At 43.8% G+C, this 23,391-nt stretch carries 21 protein-coding genes; 8 read left to right on the top strand and 13 right to left on the bottom strand.

Annotation, left to right across the window (positions count from 1 at the left end):
* Positions 1–20 precede the first annotated feature (20 nt).
* Both ACT3TH_RS04385 and nhaA read right to left on the bottom strand, forming a co-directional pair.
* Complete coding sequence (locus ACT3TH_RS04385; protein WP_444754634.1) at positions 21–1,376, bottom strand: oxygenase MpaB family protein; 1,356 nt, start codon at positions 1,374–1,376, stop codon at positions 21–23.
* Positions 1,377–1,524: 148 nt separating this feature from the next.
* The gene (gene nhaA / locus ACT3TH_RS04380) at positions 1,525–2,727 is read right to left on the bottom strand and encodes a Na+/H+ antiporter NhaA (RefSeq protein WP_444754633.1); all 1,203 of its coding nucleotides are present in this window, start codon (positions 2,725–2,727) and stop codon (positions 1,525–1,527) included.
* A gap of 455 nt (positions 2,728–3,182) precedes the next feature.
* On the opposite strand from nhaA, the gene ACT3TH_RS04375 reads away from it, so the two are divergent.
* Positions 3,183–3,938 (top strand): TSUP family transporter, encoded by a 756-nt coding sequence (locus ACT3TH_RS04375; RefSeq protein ID WP_444754632.1) that lies wholly within the window; start codon positions 3,183–3,185, stop codon positions 3,936–3,938.
* 239 nt (positions 3,939–4,177) lie between these two features.
* On the opposite strand, the gene ACT3TH_RS04370 is transcribed toward ACT3TH_RS04375, so the two are convergent.
* The 3 genes from ACT3TH_RS04370 to radC all read right to left on the bottom strand — a co-directional run bounded on the left by ACT3TH_RS04370 (position 4,178) and on the right by radC (position 9,974).
* Positions 4,178–5,554 (bottom strand): dicarboxylate/amino acid:cation symporter, encoded by a 1,377-nt coding sequence (locus tag ACT3TH_RS04370; RefSeq protein ID WP_444754631.1) that lies wholly within the window; start codon positions 5,552–5,554, stop codon positions 4,178–4,180.
* Positions 5,555–5,926: 372 nt separating this feature from the next.
* Positions 5,927–8,893, bottom strand: a complete 2,967-nt coding sequence (locus ACT3TH_RS04365; RefSeq protein WP_444754630.1) for an acyl-CoA dehydrogenase — start codon at positions 8,891–8,893, stop codon at positions 5,927–5,929.
* Positions 8,894–9,290: 397 nt separating this feature from the next.
* Positions 9,291–9,974 carry a RadC family protein gene (radC, locus tag ACT3TH_RS04360; protein WP_444754629.1) on the bottom strand — a complete coding sequence of 228 codons (684 nt, stop codon included), beginning with the start codon at positions 9,972–9,974 and terminating at the stop codon, positions 9,291–9,293.
* Positions 9,975–10,115: 141 nt separating this feature from the next.
* Between radC and coaBC the strand changes: the two genes are divergently transcribed.
* Together coaBC and ACT3TH_RS04350 are read left to right on the top strand one after the other, a co-directional pair.
* The gene (gene coaBC, locus ACT3TH_RS04355) at positions 10,116–11,477 is read left to right on the top strand and encodes a bifunctional phosphopantothenoylcysteine decarboxylase/phosphopantothenate--cysteine ligase CoaBC (RefSeq protein WP_444754628.1); all 1,362 of its coding nucleotides are present in this window, start codon (positions 10,116–10,118) and stop codon (positions 11,475–11,477) included.
* A 48-nt stretch (positions 11,478–11,525) separates the two neighbouring features.
* Positions 11,526–12,308 (top strand): sulfite exporter TauE/SafE family protein, encoded by a 783-nt coding sequence (locus tag ACT3TH_RS04350; RefSeq protein WP_444754627.1) that lies wholly within the window; start codon positions 11,526–11,528, stop codon positions 12,306–12,308.
* A 38-nt stretch (positions 12,309–12,346) separates the two neighbouring features.
* Here ACT3TH_RS04350 and ACT3TH_RS04345 read toward each other — a convergent pair whose 3' ends face one another.
* The 4 genes from ACT3TH_RS04345 to ACT3TH_RS04330 all read right to left on the bottom strand — a co-directional run bounded on the left by ACT3TH_RS04345 (position 12,347) and on the right by ACT3TH_RS04330 (position 15,763).
* Positions 12,347–12,553: a DUF2905 domain-containing protein gene (locus ACT3TH_RS04345; protein ID WP_444754626.1), complete on the bottom strand. Its 207-nt coding sequence runs from the start codon at positions 12,551–12,553 to the stop codon at positions 12,347–12,349.
* Between the two features lie 209 nt (positions 12,554–12,762).
* Positions 12,763–13,680 (bottom strand): histone deacetylase family protein, encoded by a 918-nt coding sequence (locus ACT3TH_RS04340; RefSeq protein WP_444754625.1) that lies wholly within the window; start codon positions 13,678–13,680, stop codon positions 12,763–12,765.
* Between the two features lie 107 nt (positions 13,681–13,787).
* Positions 13,788–14,603 carry a hypothetical protein gene (locus ACT3TH_RS04335; protein ID WP_444754624.1) on the bottom strand — a complete coding sequence of 272 codons (816 nt, stop codon included), beginning with the start codon at positions 14,601–14,603 and terminating at the stop codon, positions 13,788–13,790.
* A gap of 59 nt (positions 14,604–14,662) precedes the next feature.
* Entirely contained in the window at positions 14,663–15,763 is a 1,101-nt protein-coding gene (locus tag ACT3TH_RS04330; protein ID WP_444754623.1) for a hypothetical protein, read from the bottom strand.
* A 133-nt stretch (positions 15,764–15,896) separates the two neighbouring features.
* On the opposite strand from ACT3TH_RS04330, the gene ccmA reads away from it, so the two are divergent.
* The 5 genes from ccmA to ccmE all read left to right on the top strand — a co-directional run bounded on the left by ccmA (position 15,897) and on the right by ccmE (position 19,270).
* Positions 15,897–16,526 (top strand): heme ABC exporter ATP-binding protein CcmA, encoded by a 630-nt coding sequence (ccmA, locus tag ACT3TH_RS04325; RefSeq protein WP_444754622.1) that lies wholly within the window; start codon positions 15,897–15,899, stop codon positions 16,524–16,526.
* A gap of 55 nt (positions 16,527–16,581) precedes the next feature.
* Positions 16,582–17,319 (top strand): heme exporter protein CcmB, encoded by a 738-nt coding sequence (locus tag ACT3TH_RS04320; RefSeq protein ID WP_444754621.1) that lies wholly within the window; start codon positions 16,582–16,584, stop codon positions 17,317–17,319.
* Between the two features lie 217 nt (positions 17,320–17,536).
* Positions 17,537–18,325 (top strand): heme ABC transporter permease CcmC, encoded by a 789-nt coding sequence (ccmC, locus tag ACT3TH_RS04315; RefSeq protein WP_444754620.1) that lies wholly within the window; start codon positions 17,537–17,539, stop codon positions 18,323–18,325.
* A 16-nt stretch (positions 18,326–18,341) separates the two neighbouring features.
* Complete coding sequence (gene ccmD, locus ACT3TH_RS04310; RefSeq protein WP_444754619.1) at positions 18,342–18,563, top strand: heme exporter protein CcmD; 222 nt, start codon at positions 18,342–18,344, stop codon at positions 18,561–18,563.
* Between the two features lie 206 nt (positions 18,564–18,769).
* Positions 18,770–19,270, top strand: a complete 501-nt coding sequence (gene ccmE / locus ACT3TH_RS04305; RefSeq protein WP_444754618.1) for a cytochrome c maturation protein CcmE — start codon at positions 18,770–18,772, stop codon at positions 19,268–19,270.
* Positions 19,271–19,369: 99 nt separating this feature from the next.
* On the opposite strand, the gene ACT3TH_RS04300 is transcribed toward ccmE, so the two are convergent.
* The 4 genes from ACT3TH_RS04300 to ACT3TH_RS04285 form a co-directional block, all read right to left on the bottom strand.
* Positions 19,370–20,218, bottom strand: coding sequence for an aldo/keto reductase (locus ACT3TH_RS04300; protein WP_444754617.1), 849 nt, complete (start codon positions 20,216–20,218; stop codon positions 19,370–19,372).
* 366 nt (positions 20,219–20,584) lie between these two features.
* On the bottom strand, positions 20,585–21,544 hold the full coding sequence (locus tag ACT3TH_RS04295) for a MetQ/NlpA family ABC transporter substrate-binding protein (protein WP_444754616.1): 960 nt from the start codon (positions 21,542–21,544) through the stop codon (positions 20,585–20,587).
* Positions 21,545–21,773: 229 nt separating this feature from the next.
* Complete coding sequence (locus ACT3TH_RS04290; RefSeq protein WP_444754615.1) at positions 21,774–22,460, bottom strand: methionine ABC transporter permease; 687 nt, start codon at positions 22,458–22,460, stop codon at positions 21,774–21,776.
* 18 nt (positions 22,461–22,478) lie between these two features.
* Positions 22,479–23,249 (bottom strand): methionine ABC transporter ATP-binding protein, encoded by a 771-nt coding sequence (locus tag ACT3TH_RS04285; protein ID WP_444754614.1) that lies wholly within the window; start codon positions 23,247–23,249, stop codon positions 22,479–22,481.
* Between the last annotated feature and the right edge of the window lie 142 nt (positions 23,250–23,391).

Genomic DNA, 23,391 nt, shown 5'->3' with positions numbered 1-23,391 from the left:
TTTTTGCCATACGTGGCTTGTTATTTATAATATGCATCATTTTTCTTAAGCCACCAATTCATATTGTCTTGACGCTTGGCACGGAACGCTTCTAATTTTTCATCGACGATTCGATTGTGCTGCCGTGCGGTGTCGAGTGCAAAAAGAATCGGCACTGAGGACAATACGCCAAAACGTATCTTTGATTTTGGTAAATCCAGTCCATCGCCGATATCATCCCCAACTAGCGTACGCGTCACGCTGGCATTGACCATCTCAACAAAGCGCCCGCGTCGATTGTCCTCACCCATGAGTTGGCGGGGCAAATCGTGCAAGGCTTTTGCCAAGGGTTGTCCCATTTTAAAGTCAAGTTGCTGGATGGATAGATACGTATAGAGCCATTCCCAACACGCAGCTTCGTCTTTTGGCAGCCGTTGCAAGTCTACCCCCATCCAGTAGCTGGCCAAATTCCATAAATGCAAAATACCTTCGGCTTCTTCTGTACTAATGCGTGCTCCAAGCAAGCGTAGCCCGCGCATAATCAACAGAGAAAACTGCAAATGCGTGGCAATCATATCTGTCTGATTAATAGGTACGCCCCAATAAGTAGTATTCCAGCTGCCGTCTGAGTTGTGATGCTGATTGGATTCTGATATGACACCTACTGCGGCATTGCCTTTGCCCTTGAGCAGATTTTGTCGTACCAAGGTATGAATCTGGCGGACTTGGATAGATTGTCGCCATCCTTCAGAGCCGATGGCCAGTACCTGCTCAATCGGTTTACGCTTGTGAGACGCACCTATATTTAATTGTGGGTGCTCAGAGATGGCTAGAATATAAGCATAAGTGCGCATCAGCCTTGGTAGGGCATCATGCATTAGTGCGCCGGTCTGAATGAGTGGTAAGGAGAGAGCGGGAATGCTATAACCTGCCATTAGAGCGACGTTACGTAGTAACCAAATCAGCATCAGTGGATAACGCCGATAAGCGATCGCGCCAATTTGTGCTAGCTTAGGGTCGAACCAATCGGGATGTTGGCTAAATTGTTCAGTTAATGCATGGAAAGAGGGATTGTTTGGAAGGTCATTATCGACAGCATTGCTGATAATAGCTTGCTGTAAAGGTTTGGCGAAACGAAAGCCATCGGCGGCTAATGCATCTGCAAGCGGATCGCCAATATCATAGCCTGCGACCATCTCATGTAATAAGTCTTGTGAGATGACAAAGTCTTTTGGCAACAAATAACGTTTGATGCGTTTTAAAACCTGCAAATCGCTATGGTCGTCGATAGCAGTGGTACGTCCATGACGTTGATAAGCGCCTGTCAGATGCCGTTTATGGGACGGACTACTGGCAGACGTTCTGTTTGCGTTACTATTTAGCTCGATTGAATCCATATTTATCAGTTGCCTTTATGATGAAGTATTCTCACAATGCCAACGATATTATTGTCTATTTATAGGGTTCCATCAGTCACAGTATCGTATAGCCTTGTGACAATGAGCCACTTATTTGCCAAATTGCCCTTAAGTGGCTCATTTATCATCAATGCGGACGCGTCAAATCCACAGTCGTCCCACTGACATTGTCTTTTAGACTGACCTTAAGCATAAAGTAACCGACCACACCAGAGACGATTGAACCCATGATGATACCTAAGCGCTCATCAAACAAGGTGTTCTCGCCTGCAAAGGCTAAGCCGCCAATGAATAAGCTCATCGTAAAACCCACACCGCATAACAAGGAAGCGCCGTATATTTGCTTGAAATTCATGCCTCTTGGCATGGTTGAGATACCAAGCTTAAAGATCAACCAGCACATGATCATAATACCCAATTGCTTTCCGATAAATAGACCAGCGGCAATACCCAGTGGTACTGAATGGAATAACTCGGCTATGCCAGCGCCTTCGAGCGATATACCAGAGTTTGCAAAAGCGAATAATGGCAAAATCCCAAAGGCCACCGTATTATGTAAATCATGCTCCAACTCTTCTACAGGAGAGTGCTCAGGATCAGTACGGTCAAACATTGGTATAAAGAGTGCTAAAACCACCCCAGCTAGGGTTGCATGAATACCAGATTTTAGTACCGCAATCCACATAATCACACCAATGAACAGATAAGGGGTGATTCTGGTTACATTGCGACGATTTAAAAAGTACAGAGCAGGCAAACATAGGCCAGCCACGGCCAATGACTGCAATGACAAATCGCTGGTATAAAACAATGCAATGATTAAAATGGCGCCAATATCATCAAAGATGGCAATGGACACCAAAAACACTTTTAAAGAGTTGGGTACACGATTACCCAAAAGACTCAAAATACCAAGAGCAAATGCAATGTCAGTTGCTGCTGGGATTGCCCATCCTTTCCAAAACTCAGGCTCATTGTAGTTAAAGAGTAGATAAACAATGGCAGGCATGATCATGCCACCCAATGCCGCACCAGCTGGCAATATGATTTGTTTGACGTTGGACAGCTCACCAATCAGTACCTCACGCTTGAGCTCAAGTCCAACTAAGAAAAAGAAAATCGCCATCAGACCATCATTGATCCAATGATGTGCATCTTTGGCAATAGCAAAGTCACCTATTTGAACGGCAACGGGTGCGTGAATAAATCCTTCGTACCAAACACTAAGAGGGGAGTTAGCAACAATCATTGCAGCAACGGCAGCCAATGCCAAGACGATACCGCCTGCTGCGTCAAGTTGAAAAAAAGACTTAATCCTTCGTATTGCCATATCATCCTCATTTACTAAGTGCAATTTATTAAATAACCTCAAATATCTATGCTGCTACTTAAGATAACGTAACAGCTAGACAAGAACAGTTTCTCATACTCTTATTCATATAGACAGCAAAACACCTTAACCAAAAGTTATCAGTACGCTTTAATATATCCATAATAGCGATATTATAAAGGGGATATTACTGACAAAGTAGTTGCAAGTCGTTACATCTTGCTATATCAAAGTGGGTGATGTTGAATATTTACTGAGTAATTAGACAAATCTAGCAGACTTTTTTGTGCTTTTGGCTTTTTTTATGGTTTTATCTTTATAATGAGCATCACTGCGTAAAGCTCAATCGTTTCTCTGTGTGCGTCAGAAAAATAAAAGTTTGACCGAAACGACCATTTTAGCCTGCCTTCTTTAGGCTTTCTTCTTTTTCATTATCCATTTTGAAGGTCAGTATCATGGACTTCTCCCTCTCTTTAGAGATTATTTTAATGCTGACCGCTGTGGCAGCGCTGGCAGGATTTATTGATGCCATCGCTGGAGGCGGCGGTTTGCTGACCATACCAGCCTTGCTACTTGCCAATGTGCCACCTGTCTTAACGCTAGGCACCAATAAATTACAAGCGGCTTCTGGGGCACTGGCGGCCTCCATTACCATGATCAGAAAAGGCGTCATCAAACCTCAACGGATCAAAGTCGCGATTATTGCCGCCTTTATAGGATCGGTCATTGGTACTATTGCCGTACAGATGTCACCACCAGATTTGCTTGAAAAGCTGATTCCTTTTTTGATTGCCGCCATTGGTATTTATACGTTATTTGCGCCCAAGCTTGGTGAAGTTGAGGCCACACCGCGTATTTCAGAAGGAACTTGGCAGAAAGTAGCTGCTCCATTAATTGGTTTTTATGATGGGTATATTGGTCCAGGGACTGGGATGTTTTTTGCGCTTGGTAATGTGGCGCTACGTGGTCGTCAGATTATCGAAGCGACAGGCGCGGCAAAAGTATTGAACTTATCTACCAATATTGGCTCATTGATATTTTTTATCTTGGGTGGCAATGTATTGTGGAAAGTGGGGCTAGCAATGATGTTTGGGCAAGCAGTCGGTGCTTATTTCGGTTCTCACATGGTGGTTAAAGGCGGTAGTAGATTGATTCGACCACTGATTGTATTGGTCTGCTTGGCGATGATTACCAAATATGTGTTAGGGTAGTAGGTACAAACTGATTGAGTCGGCTCTATAGTTGATGCACTATAAAAAGAACATAGCGCTACTGGAATGAATTTTGTGCAGCCTTTGGGAACGCAGCAAACCAGCGAAATTTATACTAGTAGCGCATTTACGTCCGTATAACCGTTTTATTTTTAGCTGACTATATCTTCTATTCGACATAAAAAAACCTCAGCCACATGACTAAGGTTTTTTTATTACGACTTATTTAATATGAATGACTAGCGACGACGATCGACATCATCGTATTCGCTACCCATGATACCGTCATTAAATACCTCAGAGAATTCACGCTCGTTGTTTTCATCAATGTGACCGTCGAACACATCTTTCGCGCCCGCATCAGGGTCATTATAAATAGCTAAGTCCATCTTACCTTCTGATTTTGCCACAATAGCAGTCACTGCCGCATCGCCGCTGACGTTCACTGCGGTACGTAGCATATCAAGAATACGATCTACCCCTAAGATAAGGCCAATACCTTCGATAGGTAAGCCGACTTGAGCAAATACCATGGACAACATAATCAGACCAACACCCGGTACACCTGCGGTTCCGATAGAGGCCAATACAGACATCAAAATAACGATCAGATAGTCGGTCACGCTCAAATCAATACCATAAATATTGGCAATGAAAATGGTCGCTGTACCTTGCATAATTGCCGTACCATCCATGTTGATGGTTGCGCCAAAAGGAACGGTAAACGACGCGACTGAGTTATCGACACCCATGCGCTTGGTGACGGTACGCAAAGTAATAGGGATGGTCGCGTTCGAGCTTGATGTACTGAATGCAAAAATTTGCACTTCACGCATTTTCGCCAAAAATGTCTTGATGGATAAGCCTGAAAAAAGCTTGAGTACAATCATCATAGTGACAAAGAAATGGAAAGCCAGTGAGCCAACCAGTACAGCAACATAACCCAGTAATGACCAAATAAGGTCTAAACCAAGCTCTGCCATCGCTTTAGTTAGTAGCGCAAAGACACCATATGGGGCTAGGTTCATAATGATGGTCACCATTTTTAGGATCACTTCATTAATAAGCTCTAAGCTTTTTACCAAGCCTTTGGCAGGTTTACCCACCATCAAAATACTGATACCGATTAAGATAGCGAAGAAAATAATCGATAACATGTCACCATTTGCCATCGCGCTGATGGGGTTTGATGGAATGATGTTAGAGAATACATCTAGCAGAGGCGGTGCTGACTGAGCTTCAAACGCAGCCTCAGTTTCGACATCCATGCCTTTACCGATGCCAAATACAATACCAAGTCCGATAGCTGTGGCTATCGCTAATGCCGTTGTTACCATATAGATGAAAAACGTTTTGCTACCAATACGACCAAGCAAGCGGATATCGCCAATGCCGCACACACCGCAAATCAGTGAGATAAGCACTAAAGGAACGACCAGCATTTTTAGTGAGTTAACAAACAGCTTACCGACAATGGCAAGAAAACCGTTGGTAATATACGTATGAACAAAACCGCCTTCAGCGTTGAGTCCTGAATAGTTTATAAATAAACCCAGTATGATACCGAGCACCATGGCAACAATGATCTTGCCTGTCAGTCCCATATTTTTCCACATAAACTCTATCCTTTTATACACGATGCACAGTACAGGCAAGGGGATTAACAATGCATTTATGCATCGTTAATCTATGTTTTTACACCTGATTTTCTGTGTTGGTAAACTTTCCATATGTGACTTTATGTCAATTTGCCGCACAATATAAGATAATAGTTAAGGGTACTGCAACGTTTTTTTATAAATCAGCGTTTATGTATTTAATAATTAATTTATCTATGAATTTTTTTTATGATTCAATAAAGAGCAGTTGCGCTAGTATTTCTCAAAAGCGACTGTGTTTGATGCACAAAAAAGACCATCCAATAGGACAGTCTTTTTGAGAGAAAACGACAGTAAAATACTACAGCTTAAGCAAGGTTTTTGACCTTATTACACCTTATCGTTTTCGTCACGACGTAAGCCGTCTTGCCATTTAGTATCAGATGTATCAGCGGTAGGAAGTTTTTCCTCTTCATCCTTAGCGATCACAAGATCTTCAGGTATTTTAGAATGGTCTGAGCTTTCAATAGGGTTAATACTGGTCTTGTCAGTATGCGTTTTATTCAGACTATGATTGTTGCTCATGCGTTCATTTAAATGAGACGCGGCATCACGGTGACGATGATCAAGCGCTTCTGCATCAGGATTGGTATCGCCAAAGTTGGTCTGAGCACGTACTTCTTCGACCGTGTTTTGCTCAGACACCATTTCTACATCGCCATCGCTTTCATAGCCATGATTGGGATTGGCGTCACCAATCTTTTCATCGACACTGTCAGACGCAGCCAACTTATCAGAGGTAATCTCACTATTGGTCACAATACCATGTTTGGCTTGAGCCTCATTTTTCAATTGCGCGTAGTCTGTCAGTTGTTGAACTGCATTCTCAAGGCTGTGAGGATTATTACGCTCTTGCGCTTTTACTAAATGCTTGTCGAATACATCGGTTAATAGAGAATCGAAGCGTAAGGCATTATATTGAATGAGTACTTCTGCTTCTTCTTCCGTAATATCCCCTTTTTGACTGGCATAGACCACGTGATCCTCAAAGGTTAATCCTTCAAAGCTGTCTTTGTGCTCTGCTTTTTTAAACTTCTGCCATAAAGGTTCTATGTTGAGTAGCGTTTGGTAAGCGTGCTCCATTCGTCCTGTAACATCGTCCGCTTCAGTATTGTAGTAGACCATGGTTTTGAGATAATCACGGAATGGATTTGCCTCAAAATCGTCCATAAAGGTATCACCCAATTGGCGTTTTAGCTCATCACTTGGCGGGGTAAAAATACGACCACTTGGGAACGTCACAAAACTCACCACACTTGCTGCCATACGATTTGGGAAGTTATCAAAGAACGATAAAAAGGCTTCTTGAATCGTGTAAAAGCTGTTTTTTAGTGCCACTTCAGCATGTAAACGTTCAGCCTCTGACTTGGTACCATGCTCATAAAACTGCAAAATGGCAGTAGTGATAAATAAGTGACCATGGATATCAGCCAAACGACCAGAGAGCATCTCTTTACGTTTTAAATCACCAGCCAATAATCCCAATGCCATATCGGCAGTCAGAGCAAAGCCTGCGCTTAAACGGTTGATATGCTTGTAGTACGGACGGGTAAAGGTATCAGCGAAGCTTGGTGCATGACTACTACCTCCAACATAACCTGCGACAAATGCTTTTGCCCCGCGGTTGAAAGTATAGCCTAAATGCTTAAAGAACAAATTATCAAATTGCTTAAGTGCGCCTTCTTTATCTTCACTTTGTAGCAATTGTAGCTCATCAAACAAATAAGGATGGCAACGCATCGCACCTTGACCAAAGATCATTAACGAGCGTGTCAAGATATTGGCACCCTCAACGGTGATAGAGACTGGAATCGCTTGATAAGGCGTCGCCAAAAAGTTACGCGGACCCATCTGTACGGCGCGACCACCTGCGATGTCCATACCGTCATTGACCACACTGCGCATGGTTTCGGTGGCATAGTATTTTGCCATCGCTGTCATGACGGACGGTGTACCGCCCTGATTTAAACCACAAGTCACAAGGTGACGGAATGCTTCTAGCATATAAGTGTTACTGGCCACACGGCTGGTGGCATCTTGCACACCTTCAAACTTACCAACCGAAATCTTAAACTGTTCGCGAACCTTGGCAAAAGCGCCGACAGATAAATACGTCATTTCACTGGCTGAAGTTGATAGAGCAGGCAAGGAGATACCGCGACCAACGCCCAAGCATTCCATCAGCATACGCCAACCACGACCTGCGTTTTCGACGCCACCAATGATGTAATCCAATGGGATAAAGACGTCTTTGCCATCGACCGTACCATTCATAAAGGGTGAGCCGATTGGGTTGTGACGCGGCCCGATAATAACACCCTCATGGCTCGCTGGAACGAGCGCACAAGTAATACCATAGTCGGTTTTCTGAGGATTGCCGAGCAACCCTTCTGGATCGTGCATCTTGAACGCCAAACCTACAACAGTAGCGATAGGCGCCAACGTAATCCAGCGCTTAGAAAAATTCATGCGCAGACCAAGGACTTGCTCGCCCTCATACATACCGTAGCAAACCACACCAGTATCAGGAATAGCGCCAGCATCGGAACCGGCCTCAGGGCCTGTCAAACCAAAACATGGCACTTCATCGCCTTTGGCAAGACCTGGTAACCAGCGCTGTTTTTGCTCATCTGTACCATAGTGCATCAAAAGCTCACCAGGTCCGAGTGAGTTCGGCACCATACAGGTGACGGCAGCAGTCGGTGAACGTGAGGCGATTTTACTCATGACACGGCTTTGGGCATAAGAGCTAAACTCTAAACCACCGAATTCTTTTGGAATAATTAAACCCAAAAACCCGTTACTTTTGATAAATTGCCATGCTTCAGGAGACAAATCCTTGTCTTCATGCTGAATTTTCCATTCATCAAGCATGGCGCAAAGCACTTCTACTTCGTTATCAATGAAGCTTTGTTCTTCTTCTGATAGCTTTGGATAAGAATAGCTTGCAAACGTGTCCCAATTAGGCGCACCCATAAATAGCTCTTTTTCCCACCAGCTAGTACCAGCATCAAGCGCTTCACGCTCAGTATCGCTCATGCTAGGCATCGCGCCGCCCAAAGCTTTATAGACAGGTTTGGTAATTAAAGATTGACGAATAGGAGTGACGAGCAATACCAAACAAAGTAGCGCAATCGGTATACCTAAGAAGAGTGACCAAGGGCTGATGATCGCCGTTACGATGATGGTTACAAGGGCAACCACACTGCCAGTAACACGAGATAAGGACAACAAAAAGATGGCCAAAACTACGGCTAATTGAATGATGATTGCCAAAATAAATAAGCCAATGGCCATGACTGTCTCCTTTTATGACGCCAAACTAAAAGCGTAAAGATGTATGAATGAAATTCTAAATTAATATAATTGTTGTTTTAGCAAGTGGTTTACTTTTTCATAGCCATATTGAAGTCGCATTATTTTATGGAGACAATTTTTTAAGGCCAGCCTTACAACACCAATGTTAAATGGCTAGGTTTTATCAACCACTATGTTGAGTATGGCTTAAATAATAAAAGACAAAGAAAAAATAAAGTTAACTAACAATATGTAACAGTTGTTGATAACTATCAATAGCTAAAATGCTACGCTGTGTCGATGATATGTATCATGTCTCTATCTGCTAACCATACTGAGCAGTAAGTCATTGAATTGCTAATGCTTGATAGCAGTGCTAAAAATCAATGACCAATCATCATTGAAAAGGCTGCAAGCAACTTTCAGCGTAAGACAAAGTGTCATTACGTCCGACGATGATGTGATCGACAAGGGCTATATCCAATAAGTCACAGGCTTTTTTTAGCTCGTAGGTCAGTAGGTTGTCTGCCGTTGAGGGTTTGGCATCGGTATGCGGGTGATTGTGTGCGATGATTAATTGACTGGCTGCGTGACTCAAAGCATGGCGTAATACGTGTTTGATACAGACGGAACACGAGGATATGCCACCAGTGAAGAGTATCTCAAAGTTTAAAAGGTTTAGTCCATTGTCCAAACAGAGGACGGCAAAGACCTCGCGACGCTCACCGCGCAACTGCGTACTGATATAATCTTTGACCACCTGTGAGCGTCCAAGTGCTTGACCTGTTTTGAGTTCACTGTCTAAATACCGTGTGCCCATTTCTAGCGAGGCCAATATCTGTGAGTATTTGGCAGGGCCAATACCGTGGCAAGCAAGGACGACGTCTTGAGGCGCGGCCAACAGTTCTGCCAAGCTACCAAATTGCTCAATGAGATGACGGGCAAGCTCAATCGCTGATTGCGACTGCGTCCCTGTCCGTAAAAATATTGCCAGAATCTCTGCATCGGTCAGATGGGCGGCGCCAAATTTCAGTAACTTTTCGCGTGGTCGGTCTTCTTCATGCCAGTCTTTAATGGCCATTGTTTCTCCTTAAATAGGGGTGAGTAGCAAACACCTTGGGTAAATACTGTGGTTAAATATGCGAAATCTTACCCAATTTATCTCATAATTGTTACTATAAGCGCAATTTTATCTTTCAACTTTCTTATTGATGCCATGCTTATGTCCAATATCGTGCTTGCTATCACAGGCGGTATCGCCGCTTATAAATCTGCCATTTTTGCCCGCTTACTGATTAAAGCAGGTTTTGATGTGCGCGTCATCATGACCACAGGCGCACAAGCTTTTATTACTCCTTTGACGCTACAAGCCTTAACTGGTAATGAGGTGCATATCTCATTACTTGATGAAAAAGCGGAAGCAGGCATGGGTCATATCGAGCTGGCTAAGTGGGCGGATTTGGTGGTTATTGCACCAGCTTCTGCCAATACGCTTGCCCGGCTGTCGATGGGGATGGCAGATGATTTATTGACCACTGTCTGTCTGGCAACCACAGCACCAGTCATTATAGCGCCTGCCATGAATCAGCAGATGTGGGCGCATCCAGCAGTGAATCTAAACGTGCAAACCCTACGCGACATGAATTATCAGATTATCCAGCCTGCAAGTGGCGAGCAAGCATGTGGTGATGTGGGAGCAGGGCGCTTGCCTGAGCCTGAACAGCTATTGGCTGAGGTACTATTGTTTAAGGCAATGCAAACAACGCCGCAGCTATTAGCAGGCAAAAGAGTCGTGATTACAGCAGGAGCGACTGTCGAAGCCATCGATCCGGTACGTTATTTGTCCAACCACTCTACGGGTAAGATGGGTTTTGCGTTAGCGCGCGCTTGTGTGGCTGCTGGGGCAGAAGTTATTTTAATTGCTGGTGGCAAAGTGGCGTTGCCCACACCGCTTAATGTCACACGTATTGATGTATTGTCTGCTAAAGAGATGCTGCTCGCCACGCAGCAATGTGTGGATGGCACCCATAGTGCATTACAATATATTTCTGAAGATGAGCATGACCATTCTCACGATCATACCCATGACCATCATCATGACGCCTGTGATTGTGGTGATGAGCATACACATGATATTTCTGTAGCCGATGATAACGTGAGAGTAGCGGATATATTTATTGCCACTGCAGCTGTGGCTGATTATCGCACTGAAGAAGCCGCGCCGCAAAAAATCAAAAAAACGCAAGACGCCATGACGTTAAGCTTGGTAAAAAACCCTGATATTTTGGCTACGATTTCACTTGCTAATCCAGAGCTGTTTGTCGTTGGTTTTGCAGCAGAAACGCAAGACGTCGAGCGTTATGCGCGTGGTAAGCTTGTTTCTAAAAATTTAGATTTGATTGCTTGCAATGACGTTTCACGAGCAGACATTGGCTTTGCTAGCGACGACAATGCGATGCAGGTATTCTTCTCAGATCGTTACGAGAAAGAGCCAATAACCCTTGAAAAGGCAAGCAAAGATAAGATTGCTGAGCAATTAGCAAGCATCATCGGTGAGTCCATTTGGCAAAGTCAAAATGGGTAGTTATGTCGTTATAAGTATGGGCGCTAAGCTTTGAATGGTGCGACAAATATGACCGAAATAATTGGTGACGATAGCGCACAGACGTTATTGCTGGTGGCAGTCTTTGCGCTGGCCTCATTGTTACATGGTATTAGTGGGCTGGGTGTGACGTTAGTGACGACCACAGCGCTTGCCAGTATGTACCCGTTACCTTATGCCATTGTGTTGACCATCTTTCCATCTCTATTGCTCAATGCGATGACTTGGCTGGCGGGTGGCGGTCGTACCATCTGGCAAAACTTTATTTATTACGGCAGGCGCTATTGGTTACTGGCGTTGACCAGCTTGCTTGGTAGTATTTTGGGCGCAAAGCTATTATTGTGGGTAGATAGTGCCTATATCTTGTTGGTATTGGCCGCTGTTATTGGCTTCTACGTGATAAGCAGCCTACTGGGTAAACAGATTCGTTTGCCTGCTACTAAGCCTGTGCTAATTGGGGTTGGCTTTAGCGCAGGCCTCATTGGCGGCGCGACCAATGCCATGTCGACCATATTGATGATGTACTTATTGTCTGCCAGTGACGATAAAAACACGGTCGCCAAAGTTGGCAATATGTGCTATTTTTTGGGAAAAATCGCTCAAATAATCGTCTTACGAGAGCCTCTCATGGCGCTGAGCGGTGGTGAATGGCAAATGATAGCACTGTTGAGCATTTTGTCTATCGTTGCGCTTTTGGTCGGTATTCGCTTACGTCGTTATTTACCGCAAGCACGCTTCCGTCAGCTTATTTTAGTGATTTTGACGGTACTTGGGATACGCGTCGGCTGGCAGGGGGTTACTGCTTTTTTCTAAGTCTTTAAGCTTTTAAAAATTAAGTACAAACCTTTTATTTAACGATTAAATAAATTCAATACGATCGTCGCGACGACACTGATCACTATCATGGTTACTACTGGAAAGTACACCCGCGTGTTGCCTGATGTGTGTTTGACATCGCCTGGCAGATTACCTATCCACGAAAATGCACTGGGAAACAGCATCCAAATGATGCCGACGATCACCAACAAGATGCCGATACCTATCAATATTTTTGCCATATAAAGCTGCCTTATGATGTGATAAATGATATCTTTGCAGGTTAAGTCTTTGTCTCTATTTCATATAGTTTAGACTAAATAAAACAGATAAAAAACATTCAATGCGGCACTGGTAAAAATTTTACTTGTTTGCTGTTCGCGAGCGTGACAGAGGCTTCGCAGAATTTATTCCAGTCCCGCTGACTCTCTTTTATGTAGTCTCTATGATATTAACCAGCTGTCTCACTAAAATATATGTGCTTTGCTAATCGAAACGTATTGCAGTGCGCTTCGACCACATCTTCGATATCTTCTGAATAACCACCACCCATCACTATTGCGACGGGAATATTGGCAAGTTTTGCTTGGCGTAACACATATTCATCACGCGCTTTACAGCCCTCGATTGTCAATCCCAGCTTGCCTAATTTATCAGTTGCGAGCACGTCCACGGCAGATTGATAAAACATCAGGTCTGGCGCAAACTCATTGATTAAACGCGGTAGGGTGTTTTTTAGAATTCGTAAGTATTCTTCATCGCCTGTATCGTTATCCAACTCAATGTCTAAGTCAGACACCTGCTTACGAAACGGATAGTTTTTGGCGCCATGCATACTAAAGACAAAAACGCGTGATTCATCTGCCATGATGCTGGCGTTACCATTGCCTTGATGTACATCCAAATCCACAATCAAAATCTTTTGTGCTTGTCCGCGATTGAGCAGTAAGTTGCTGGCAATACAAACGTCATTGAAAACGCAAAACCCTTCGCCATGATCGGCAAACGCGTGATGTGTGCCACCTGCGACATTCATTGCCACGCCGTATTGCTGAGCAAACAAGGCACATTCATAAGTGGCATGAGCAATATAACGTCCACGCTCGACCAGCGTTGGTGTCATCTCAAAGCCAATGGCGCGCGCTTCTTTTCGCGGTAACGTTTGGGTCTTTAGGTGATGCCAATACTCGGGCGTATGAGTGGTCAAAATCTCGTCTTCGCTTAACCGAGCAGGCGCAAAAAAATTATCATTACTGATCGTCCCTTCAGCCAACAGACGCTCAGGAATCATGGTGTATTTTTGCATAGGGAAGCGATGTTTTTCAGGGACCGAATAACGAAAAATATCGGAGTAAGCAATTTTTAGCATAATATTAAAGGGTTTCTATTTTGGGAGAATTTGGAAAGCCAGATACTTCCGAGCCAGATATTGACAAAGAAGTATAAAAGTAATGGATATATATTTTGCTCAGCTCGTTACTGTACGAACTGCGTTGGCAAAAAGAACGTTCGTGAATCTGCTTGTTGGCGCAGTTCCGTCAATAACGTTGGCAAGTCTTCGGCAGGGTCTTGATTGTTGATTAAATCACTAAACAACTCGTTGGCAACTGTGGTCATAGCAATCACACTTTGTAGTAAATGTTCAATAATATCGCTATTAATACCCACTGCCTCGACATCGATGGCATTTTTGTAGCGTATCTCGCCATCATTGACGTCCATTTCTAAATTGCCAATAAGCATGTCATAATTGAGTTGGGTAATCAGTAGCATTGCTGCGCTTTGATGAGTTTCTGGTATTAAAAATGGCAAGATGCCATAGACTGCCAGTAGCTTGTTGCTTTCTTGCACCCGAAACAGATAGCTACAGTTGAGCTGTTTATGGCGCATTCGTAGTGACAAATGATGCGACTGCTGGCCGTCATTAGTTTTAGGCCTGTAGTGTGTATAGTGCCATTGATTTTCATTGAAATACTGTTTTAAAAAATCAACAATGGGTGTGCCTTTATGCTGAGATTGTCTAGCGTTTGGGCTAGAGGAAGCTGTTTGCGTACCTTTATTATTAATGCTCGCATTAGAGTTATCGACAGGATTGGTATCGCCATTGTGGTCGCTAGGACTATCATCATCTGTAGAGCTATTTGATGCGCTTTGGTTTTCAGAGTTGGCTCTATCTATTTTGGTCGATGACAAAGGCAGCTTGTTTGCTCTATCAACAATAGACTGCGGCGCTGATGTCGTCAGGAACCGTTTGATTTTTTGCCACAAGCTGAGTTTATTACGTTGGCTCATAAATAGTGTGCTGACAAATAGATGATAGTAAGTGCTTATAGAGACTCTAAACTGGCCAATTACTTGTTATTAAGAGCCAAACCTTCTTTGATGTTTGGCTGATCATAAAAGGCTTGCAGCATCTCGCGGATATGCGCCACGAACCAAGGGCTTTCAAGGGCATCGTGTATGACAGGCAATAGCGCCGTACTAAATTGTGTCATGGCCTGCTCATCAATATGCAAACTTGCAGCGATAGTCGCAATGGTATCTGCTTGATGATTGGCGTACCAAGTATCGACACCCGCTGCTACGAGAGTGTGCAAATAAGGTGACATTCGCAATCGGTTATAGCTTTGCTGAATACTGGCCTCGATATGGTCGATGCTGCTGTTATCAGGCTCATCACGCAAGTAGGTTTGTAGATGACTGACAGGCTGATCTTTGATACGCGCCCAACCAGTGACCAACAAGCGCGCGACTTCTTCATTGGATAAATGCTCTTGCGCATTGGCTTCTGCTCGGCGTACCAAATCTTTAATATTGCGATGCAAATATGCCTGCAATTTTTCGTCAAGGTTTCTGTTGGTGGCTTTTTCAAAAGAGCTGCGCCCAAGCTTCATCAATTTGCCAACGCCGCCCGCTTTATCGAGCGTCGTTTCCATAAAATCATTGATGGCATGGTATAGCGTTTGCGTGAGCAAATCTGCAAAGGTTTCGTTACCGACTAGCGCATGAATCAAGACATTGCGCTGCTCATCATGGCTGCCTACATAATTGGCAAGGATCTCAACTTGCGTGTCATCTATCAACTCAGACAAAGGCACATTGTCATTGACGGGATGATAAATAACCGTACGCAGGATATCGCGAATATCTTTACGTACCATGTCACTTATTGGGTTATTGAGGAGCCAATCATTAATCAGATGCTGTAAATGATCACGGTTGAGGTATTTGTTTAAAGGCTGCTCACCAAACCATTGCCAAGCTTCGATGGCTAACGGCTCAGATTGATTGCCTAACCACTGCTGCATAAACTCGACTTGCGCGTCGATTAGACTGTCTACGGTTAAGTTTGCGCCTGACAAGCTTGCAGTAGAGCGGCTATTTTTAGTATCTACCTTAGGTTCAGTATCTACTTCGGGCGTTTGGTTTTGGCTGTCTTTTGAAGTCTGCATAGGTTTTGAGGTCATAGTAATCGACAATTTGTTATACTGTGTGTTTGTATTAAGCATAAAGTATTATGCCACGAACATCGTACTTGTTTGTGATGAATATTAATTGCCGCTTGATAAATAACGAGAGGTTTTGATGACGGCTTTAAATACCCCCTTACTTTTGCTTGATGAGCTGACGGTTCAACGCGGTGAAATTCCGCTATGTGAAGCGGTCACGCTGCATTTATCGGCTGGTAGCATTTGCCATCTCGTTGGTGCAAATGGAACAGGTAAGACGACGTTACTGATGCAGCTGGCTGGATTGTTGCCAGTGCTGACGGGGGAGGTTGTTTACCAAGGGACGGCAGGTTTGCCAGTTCAGCCTTTATATGTGTCGCATCAACTGGGTATTCATCCCAATCTCACCGTTGCACAAAATCTGACGTTTTTACTGAATCTATATGGTGTCACGCCAAGCGCTGCCGATATTGATGACGCGCTCACTTGGGTGGGATTACAAGGGTTTGAAACCATCAGCTCAAGCCATTTATCCGCTGGCCAAACCCGTCGCATCACTTTGGCTCGATTGTATCTATTGACGCCTGATGTGACGCCACTTTGGTTACTTGACGAGCCTTTTACGGCACTTGATGTCGATATGGTGGCGAGAATGGAGGACCGATTACGTGACTTTGCCAATACTGGCGGGGCAATATTAATGACCAGTCATCAATCAGTCGGTGTGGCCAATCAAGTGCTCGATTTGACGAAGCATATGGTTTAGGCAATTTATTTCGTACCAACTATACTATAAGTGCGATGAGTAAAAGAGCAAATAAATGACACAGACAGACAGTCCTATGCAAGCCACGAGTAAAAGCCAAAATACTATCGAAGTAACTTCGCGTGGTATCAGCTTTACACAGTTATGGCGGCGCGAGTGGCAAGTAAAGCAGCAAGGAGCAGTGCAGTGGTTATATCCTTTGGTACTGTTTTTGGTGATTATTACACTGTTTCCCTTAGCTGTTGGTAGCGAACCTGCATTATTGCAGCGACTTGGGGTATCAGCCGTGTGGATTGCTGCCTTGTTATCTCTAGTGATGGGCGTCGATGGTTTATTTAAGCCTGCCCTCGATAATGGCACGCTGGCGCAATTGGTTGTAGCCAAGGCTTCACTGCCTTTATGGGTATTGATCCGCTTGGCCATTCACTGGGTATTTAGCAGCGGTATTGTGGCTGTGCTGAGCTTGCTGGCCGTGCCTTTATTTCAGCTGAGTTGGTTTGAGACATGGATATTGATGGCCTCTATCGTCGCTGGTAGCCCAATGCTACTGATGTTATCTGCCGTCGCCAGTAGTTTGACGTTGTCACTAAAAAACGGCGCGGTACTTGTGCCTTTGATTGCCTTACCAATGCAATTGCCAGTGTTGATTTTTGCGACAGGTGCGGTTGATTTATATGCTACTGGTTTAAATGGTTTGCCCATATTGGCTTTATTATTAGCAGGCAGTATTGTGTCAGTTTTGGTCATGCCGTGGGTGATTGCGCTGACCTTAAAAATGGCATGGCTGAATTAAAGCGGACATTCGCGACAACGTCAAAACCCATTGTATTCACACTCATTGTATTAACATCGTGGTGAAAACTGGCAATTTTGCTATAATACTCAATTAAGTGTGTAAACCATCCCTTATAGATTCTATCCAGTGTTTAACGCCAGCAGGTTGGCAGATACCGCACCTATAGTGCGCTATATCGGTCATCACCAGTAAGCTGAGTAATAGGTTCATTCCCATGCCCAACCTGAATAACGTCTCATCTCCCAGCCTGTGGCAACGCATTTGGCAGGGTTTCTTAACCACTGTGGGCACCAAGCAGTTTTTTCGTATTTTTTCCCCTTGGGTGAAGTGGCTTGCGATATTGGCCAGTATCTGCTTGCTCATTGGGAGTATCTGGGGACTTGCTTTTGCGCCGCCTGATTATTTGCAAGGCAATAGTTATCGTATTATTTTTATCCATGTGCCAGCAGCCAGCCTTGCCATTTCAGTCTATTTTACGCTTGCCGTACTGGGGGTAATTTATCTAGTATGGAAAATTAAGACAGCCAGTTTGGTCGCACAAGCCCTTGCTCCAATAGGCTTTTTGCTATGTGTGATTAGTTTGCTGACAGGTTCTATTTGGGCAAAACCAACGTGGGGAACCTACTGGGTTTGGGATGCACGTTTGACGTCTATGCTAATCTTGGCGTTTTTATATGCAGGCGTCATGGCGCTGTTTGCCGCATTTGAACATACTGCCAACCGCGGTAAAGCCGCAGCCATTTTATCCATTGTTGGTGCAGTTAATCTACCTATCATCAAATACTCAGTCGAATGGTGGAATACCTTGCATCAAGGCGCAACCTTTACCTTAACTGCTGCGCCAAAAATGTCGGCAGATATGTGGATGCCGTTGCTACTCATGATTATTGGTAGTTATTTGATGGTGGCAACATTGGCAATTTATCGTACCAATACCTTGATTTTATATCGTGATCAAGGCAAAGCATGGGTCAAAGAATACATTCGTGGTCAACACAAATAACGGCTAGGAAACTATTATGCAGCCCTATTTTTATAGTGTGTCTGAGTTTATCGCCATGGGTAAGCATGGAGCTTTTGTGTGGTCGTGCTGGGCTATTACGGTTGGCGTGATGCTGGCATTCATCATTTATAGCCGTAGACAAAGACAAGCACTTATTAAGCAGCTTACTATTCAGCAAGCGCGTCAAGCACAGCGTACGGCTAAAACACAAACTCCTGTGACAAAGCGTCCTAATTAAGAAAATTGTTCTAATATCATAATGATATCGCCTCATAAGTAGTTATGGGGCTTATTGATTTGTCCGAAAAATGCTACCATATAGCCATGAGAAGAGTAAGATTAGAAAGACATTTTTAGAACGTTTTTCTAATGGTAGTTTCTTCAATATTTTTGTTTTACAGATTCTTAATTTGTAAAACAACGAGTCATCAATGAGGTAGTGGTATGAACGCAGTTCGTCGCAAAAAACTGATGTGGGTTATGTTTACACTGGCAGGGGCGGCGATAGCCGTGGTGTTGGTGCTTTATGCCATTGGGCAGCAGACCGACTACTACTTTGACGCCACGGCCATTGCACAAGGCGAAGCACCACAAGACAAGCGTATTCGTGCAGGGGGTATGGTGGTCGCAGGTAGTGTTCAGCGGTCACCAAACGATCCATTGAGTATTGAGTTTGCGATTACAGATTTTAAATCCACAGTGCCCGTGACGTATCAAGGCATCTTGCCTGATTTGTTTGCTGAAAACTCAGGTGTTGTGGCCACTGGTGAAATGCAGGGCGATACCTTTGTTGCTGGCGAAGTATTAGCCAAGCATGATGAGAACTATATGCCGCCTGAGGTTGCCAAATCGATGAAAGAAAACAACCGTAGTGGGGCAATTCCTTCTTCTGAGCAGTACAATCCTGCTGAAAAGGTACATGAGACTCAGACACTGCAACAGTAGCAATGAAATTGCCTGTTCTGGTATAAAAAAGCCACCGATACGATCGGTGGCTTTTTTAATACTTTGCATTAACTGATTAAATTAATTAATGATCAGCTATTAGTCATCCCAGACAGGGCTATAATCAGGATGTTCAATTTTGCGACCATCTGCGCGCGCCAAGCTACCAATTTTTTCTAGCTCTTCTGCACTCAGCTCTATATTGATGGCGTCCAAGTTTCCTTGCAAGTGATCAGGATTAGAGGTTTTTGGAATAGCAACGCGATGCTTGTCTGACAAAATCCAAGCCAGTGAGATTTGCGCTGGCGTCACATTGTGCTTATCAGCAATTTCTTTGATAGTATCATTATCAAACACATCGCCACGCGCTAGAGGCGAGTACGCTTCAAGCAAGATGTGATGATTGTTTAAAAAAGTCTGCAACGTGTTTTGTTTGATAAACGGATGAAACTCAACCTGGTTAACTACAATAGGTACATCTGCGTGCTTTTCCGCTTCAATGATATCAGCGATATTGAAGTTAGACGCACCGATATGTCGCGTCAGTCCTTGCTTCTGTAGCTCACACAAGGCAGGGATAGTTTCAGATAACGGTACACGGTCATCTGGCCAGTGTAAAAGCAGCAGATCGACGTAGTCAGTATCTAAGTTTTCTAAAGAACGCTTTGCCGCTTCGACCAGTTTCTCTGGTTGGAACTTCATGTCATCAGGGAAAATCTTTGTGGTCAAAAAGAACTTATCGCGAGCCACACCTGATTGCTTAATGCCCTGACCAACTTCTTTTTCGTTGTCATATGCTTGGGCAGTATCTATATGCTCATAGCCCATTTCTAACGCTTTTTTAACGACAGTAACACAGTCTTGACCCGTTGATTGCCAAGTACCCAGCCCAAGTACCGGAATGTTTGCTTTTCCAGCCGTGCGCATTTTATAAGTTTTAGCACTCATATTATTATCCTTATTTTTTGTGATTTTATAATGTTTTATTTGCTTTGATATGATAACGGTTTCATACAATCCGCTACCATCGCATTTGATTCGGCTCAAGTTGATTAAGCCACTGTTTGGCTCATCTACTCGCTTAGCCCGTCCACTATAGGAAAAACTCAGGCAAAGTGAAAGGGCGGGTGACGGTTTCCTACAAAGGACAAACAGGCTGTAACGTCATTTTTAGTAAGCAGTTAGGTAGTGTGCAGTCTTTAAGATGTAATAATTACGAAATCGAGACCATAAAAAAACGCCCAAAGCAATTGAGCAATGGGCGTCTATGATCATTATGAAGCTTATATTTTAGAGCTTTTTTGATTCAATATTTTATTGAGCAGCTGCTTCTACAGGGGCTGCCGTTGCAGGAGTCGCTGTATGAGCGGTATGGTCAGTACCCCAAATTTTTGGATACTTATAACCTGGGAAGGTTTCATGCGCGTACTTTTTGAAAGCTTCTGAGTTATAAGCGTTGGTCACGTCCTCAACCCACTTTTTGCCCACGTCAGCAGATTTGATGGCTGACCAGTTAACATAGGCAAAGCTTGGCTCTTGGAATAGAGCGCTTGACAAGTCGATACCAGAGTCTGTTGCATAATTGCCATTAATGATCGCAAAGTCAACTTCTTCACGTGCACGTGGTAGTTGGGCGGCTTCCAATTCAACAATTTCGATATCATATTTACTGTTATCAGCGATATCAGTTTTCGACGCTGTCAATGGGTCGATATTGTCTTTTAGCGTAATCCAACCAAGGTCATTCATCATCACAAGTGCACGAGCAAAGTTACTTGGATCATTTGGTGCAGAGACACTCATGCCTTTGTAAGCTTGATCTAGACTGGTCTTCTTACCCGAGTAGATGCCAAGAGGCGCTGTCGGAACTTGAAACGCTTCGACCAAATCAAGGTTGTTCTCTTTTTTAAAGTTATCAAGATAAGGCTTGTGCTGGAAAATATTGATGTCTAAGTCACCTTCTGCCAAGGCAAGGTTAGGACGAACGTAGTCAGTAAAAGCAACCAACTCGACTTCATAGCCTTGAGCTTCAAGTGAGCTCTTAACTTGGTTACGTACCATATCAGCAAAGTCACCTTCAGTCGTACCAATGACAATTTTTGTGTGCTCAGGATCGATATCGCTAGCGGCAGTTTCCGCAGTGGCTCCTTCGGTAACTGGCTCTTTGGTCGCTTCTGGTGCTGAAGAATTGTTGCAACCAACCAAAACTAGGCCTGATACACCAACAGCGGCAAAGGCAGTCGCCAACTGACGGCTGATATCTGTTAATTTCATGGAACTTCCTTAAGTGGGATAGAGAATAAAAAGCAAAATCTGACATCAAAAAAAGCAACATTGGGATAGTAATGCTGCTACGTTAACGCGTGTTAATTTAGTAACAAAATTAAAGGGTCTCAGTAACAAAGTCAAGCCTTTTGCTTAGGATGAAATGGCATTAAACCTTGGATATTATTCATAATAAGGTAGCTAGTAGCTATTCATCGTTTCACTTTTAATAACGTTTTTAACGCTTGTCCATACGGTTGGCCAACCAATTTCCAGACGCTTGAATTCCGATGACCATAACCGATAGTACGAGAACGATGAAAATCATGACCTCAGTTTGATAACGGTAGTAGCCATAACGAATGGCCAAATCGCCCAAACCGCCGCCACCAATCATACCAGCAGCTGCTGAGTAAGATAGCAAACTGATACACAGAATCGTCACTGACAATATCAGACCAGAGCGCGCTTCATTGAGCAGAACTTTGATAATCGTAAAAGGACGTGCACCCATCGATTCGGTTGCTTCGATGATACCGCGCGGTACTTCTCGTAAGTTTTGCTCGACCAAACGTGCAAAATAAAATGAACCTGCAATTGCCAACACTAAAGAAGCAGCAATAGGGCCAATACCGGTGCCGACAATGGCTTTGGTAAAAGGACTCATGGCAATCATCAAAATGACGAACGGGAATGCACGCATAAAGTTGGTGATGCCACCAAGCACACCATATAAAGTTTTATTTTGCAAAAACTGGCGGTCACTGGACAAAAACAAAAATACGCCAAACAGGCCGCCGATAATAATGGCAACCGTTGTGGAAATGCCAAGCATGATGAACGTATCAATAAAAGCGTTGATAATCTCTTTGCGCAGGGCAAATAGCTTATCTATCGAGGCGGATAATTCAGTACCAGTTAACATATCTATTTCTCCTACCTCTTAGTCTTCATGTACTAAGCCTTTGCCAATCAGGGTATTTGCCTGAATCAGACCGTCTTTTACCTCTGCAACTTCCAACAGTTTTCCTTGATGCAATAAGGCTGCGCGATCACAAAGTCTACGAATAACACTCATTTCATGAGTCACAATGACGATAGTAACGCCAAGTTTTTCATTGATATCACGTAGGCAAGTCAACAAGCTGCGAGTCGTTGAAGGATCAAGCGCACTGGTCGGCTCATCAGCCAACAAGACTTTTGGATTTGGGGCAATCGCCCGAGCAATACCAACACGCTGCTTTTGTCCACCTGACAACTGCGCAGGATAATGGCCAGCACGGTCTGTCAAATCGACAATCTCAAGACACTCCATGACTCGCTTATGAATGTCACGACTAGGGTAGCCTGCCACTGTTAAGTTAAAAGCCACATTGTCAAAAACTGTGCGATTAGACATGAGATTAAATTGCTGAAAAATCATGCCAATATTGTGCCGAGCAATTCGTAACTGACTGGCAGATAATGTGGTTAAGTCAGTGCCATCGATGATGACCTGACCAGCATCAGGACGCTCAAGCATATTAATCAAACGTAATAGGGTAGATTTGCCTGCACCTGAATAACCCATTAAACCAAAAATCTCGCCTTGTTGCACAGTAAGAGACGTCGGCTCAACGGCAGTAAACCGATGCGGCTTGCCGTCTTCGTTCTTGATTGATCGGTCGCTTAAAAAACTTTTGGTCACATCGTTTAAGACAATCATGTCATTCATGGAGGGCTCAAAATTCAATAATTTTTTTAATAGTCATGAACGTATTGTCAGGCCTACTTGACACTGCAAGAAGCCAACTAAAGCACAATCGTCAATAACCCTATAATTAGGGGCGCTAATATAGCATATTATCGAGCGCTTT

This window comes from Psychrobacter sp. AOP22-C1-C5, from assembly GCF_052378885.1.
Taxonomy (GTDB): domain Bacteria; phylum Pseudomonadota; class Gammaproteobacteria; order Pseudomonadales; family Moraxellaceae; genus Psychrobacter.
Note: the sequence above shows the minus strand (reverse complement) of the source record. Positions and strands in the feature narration are given on the sequence as shown.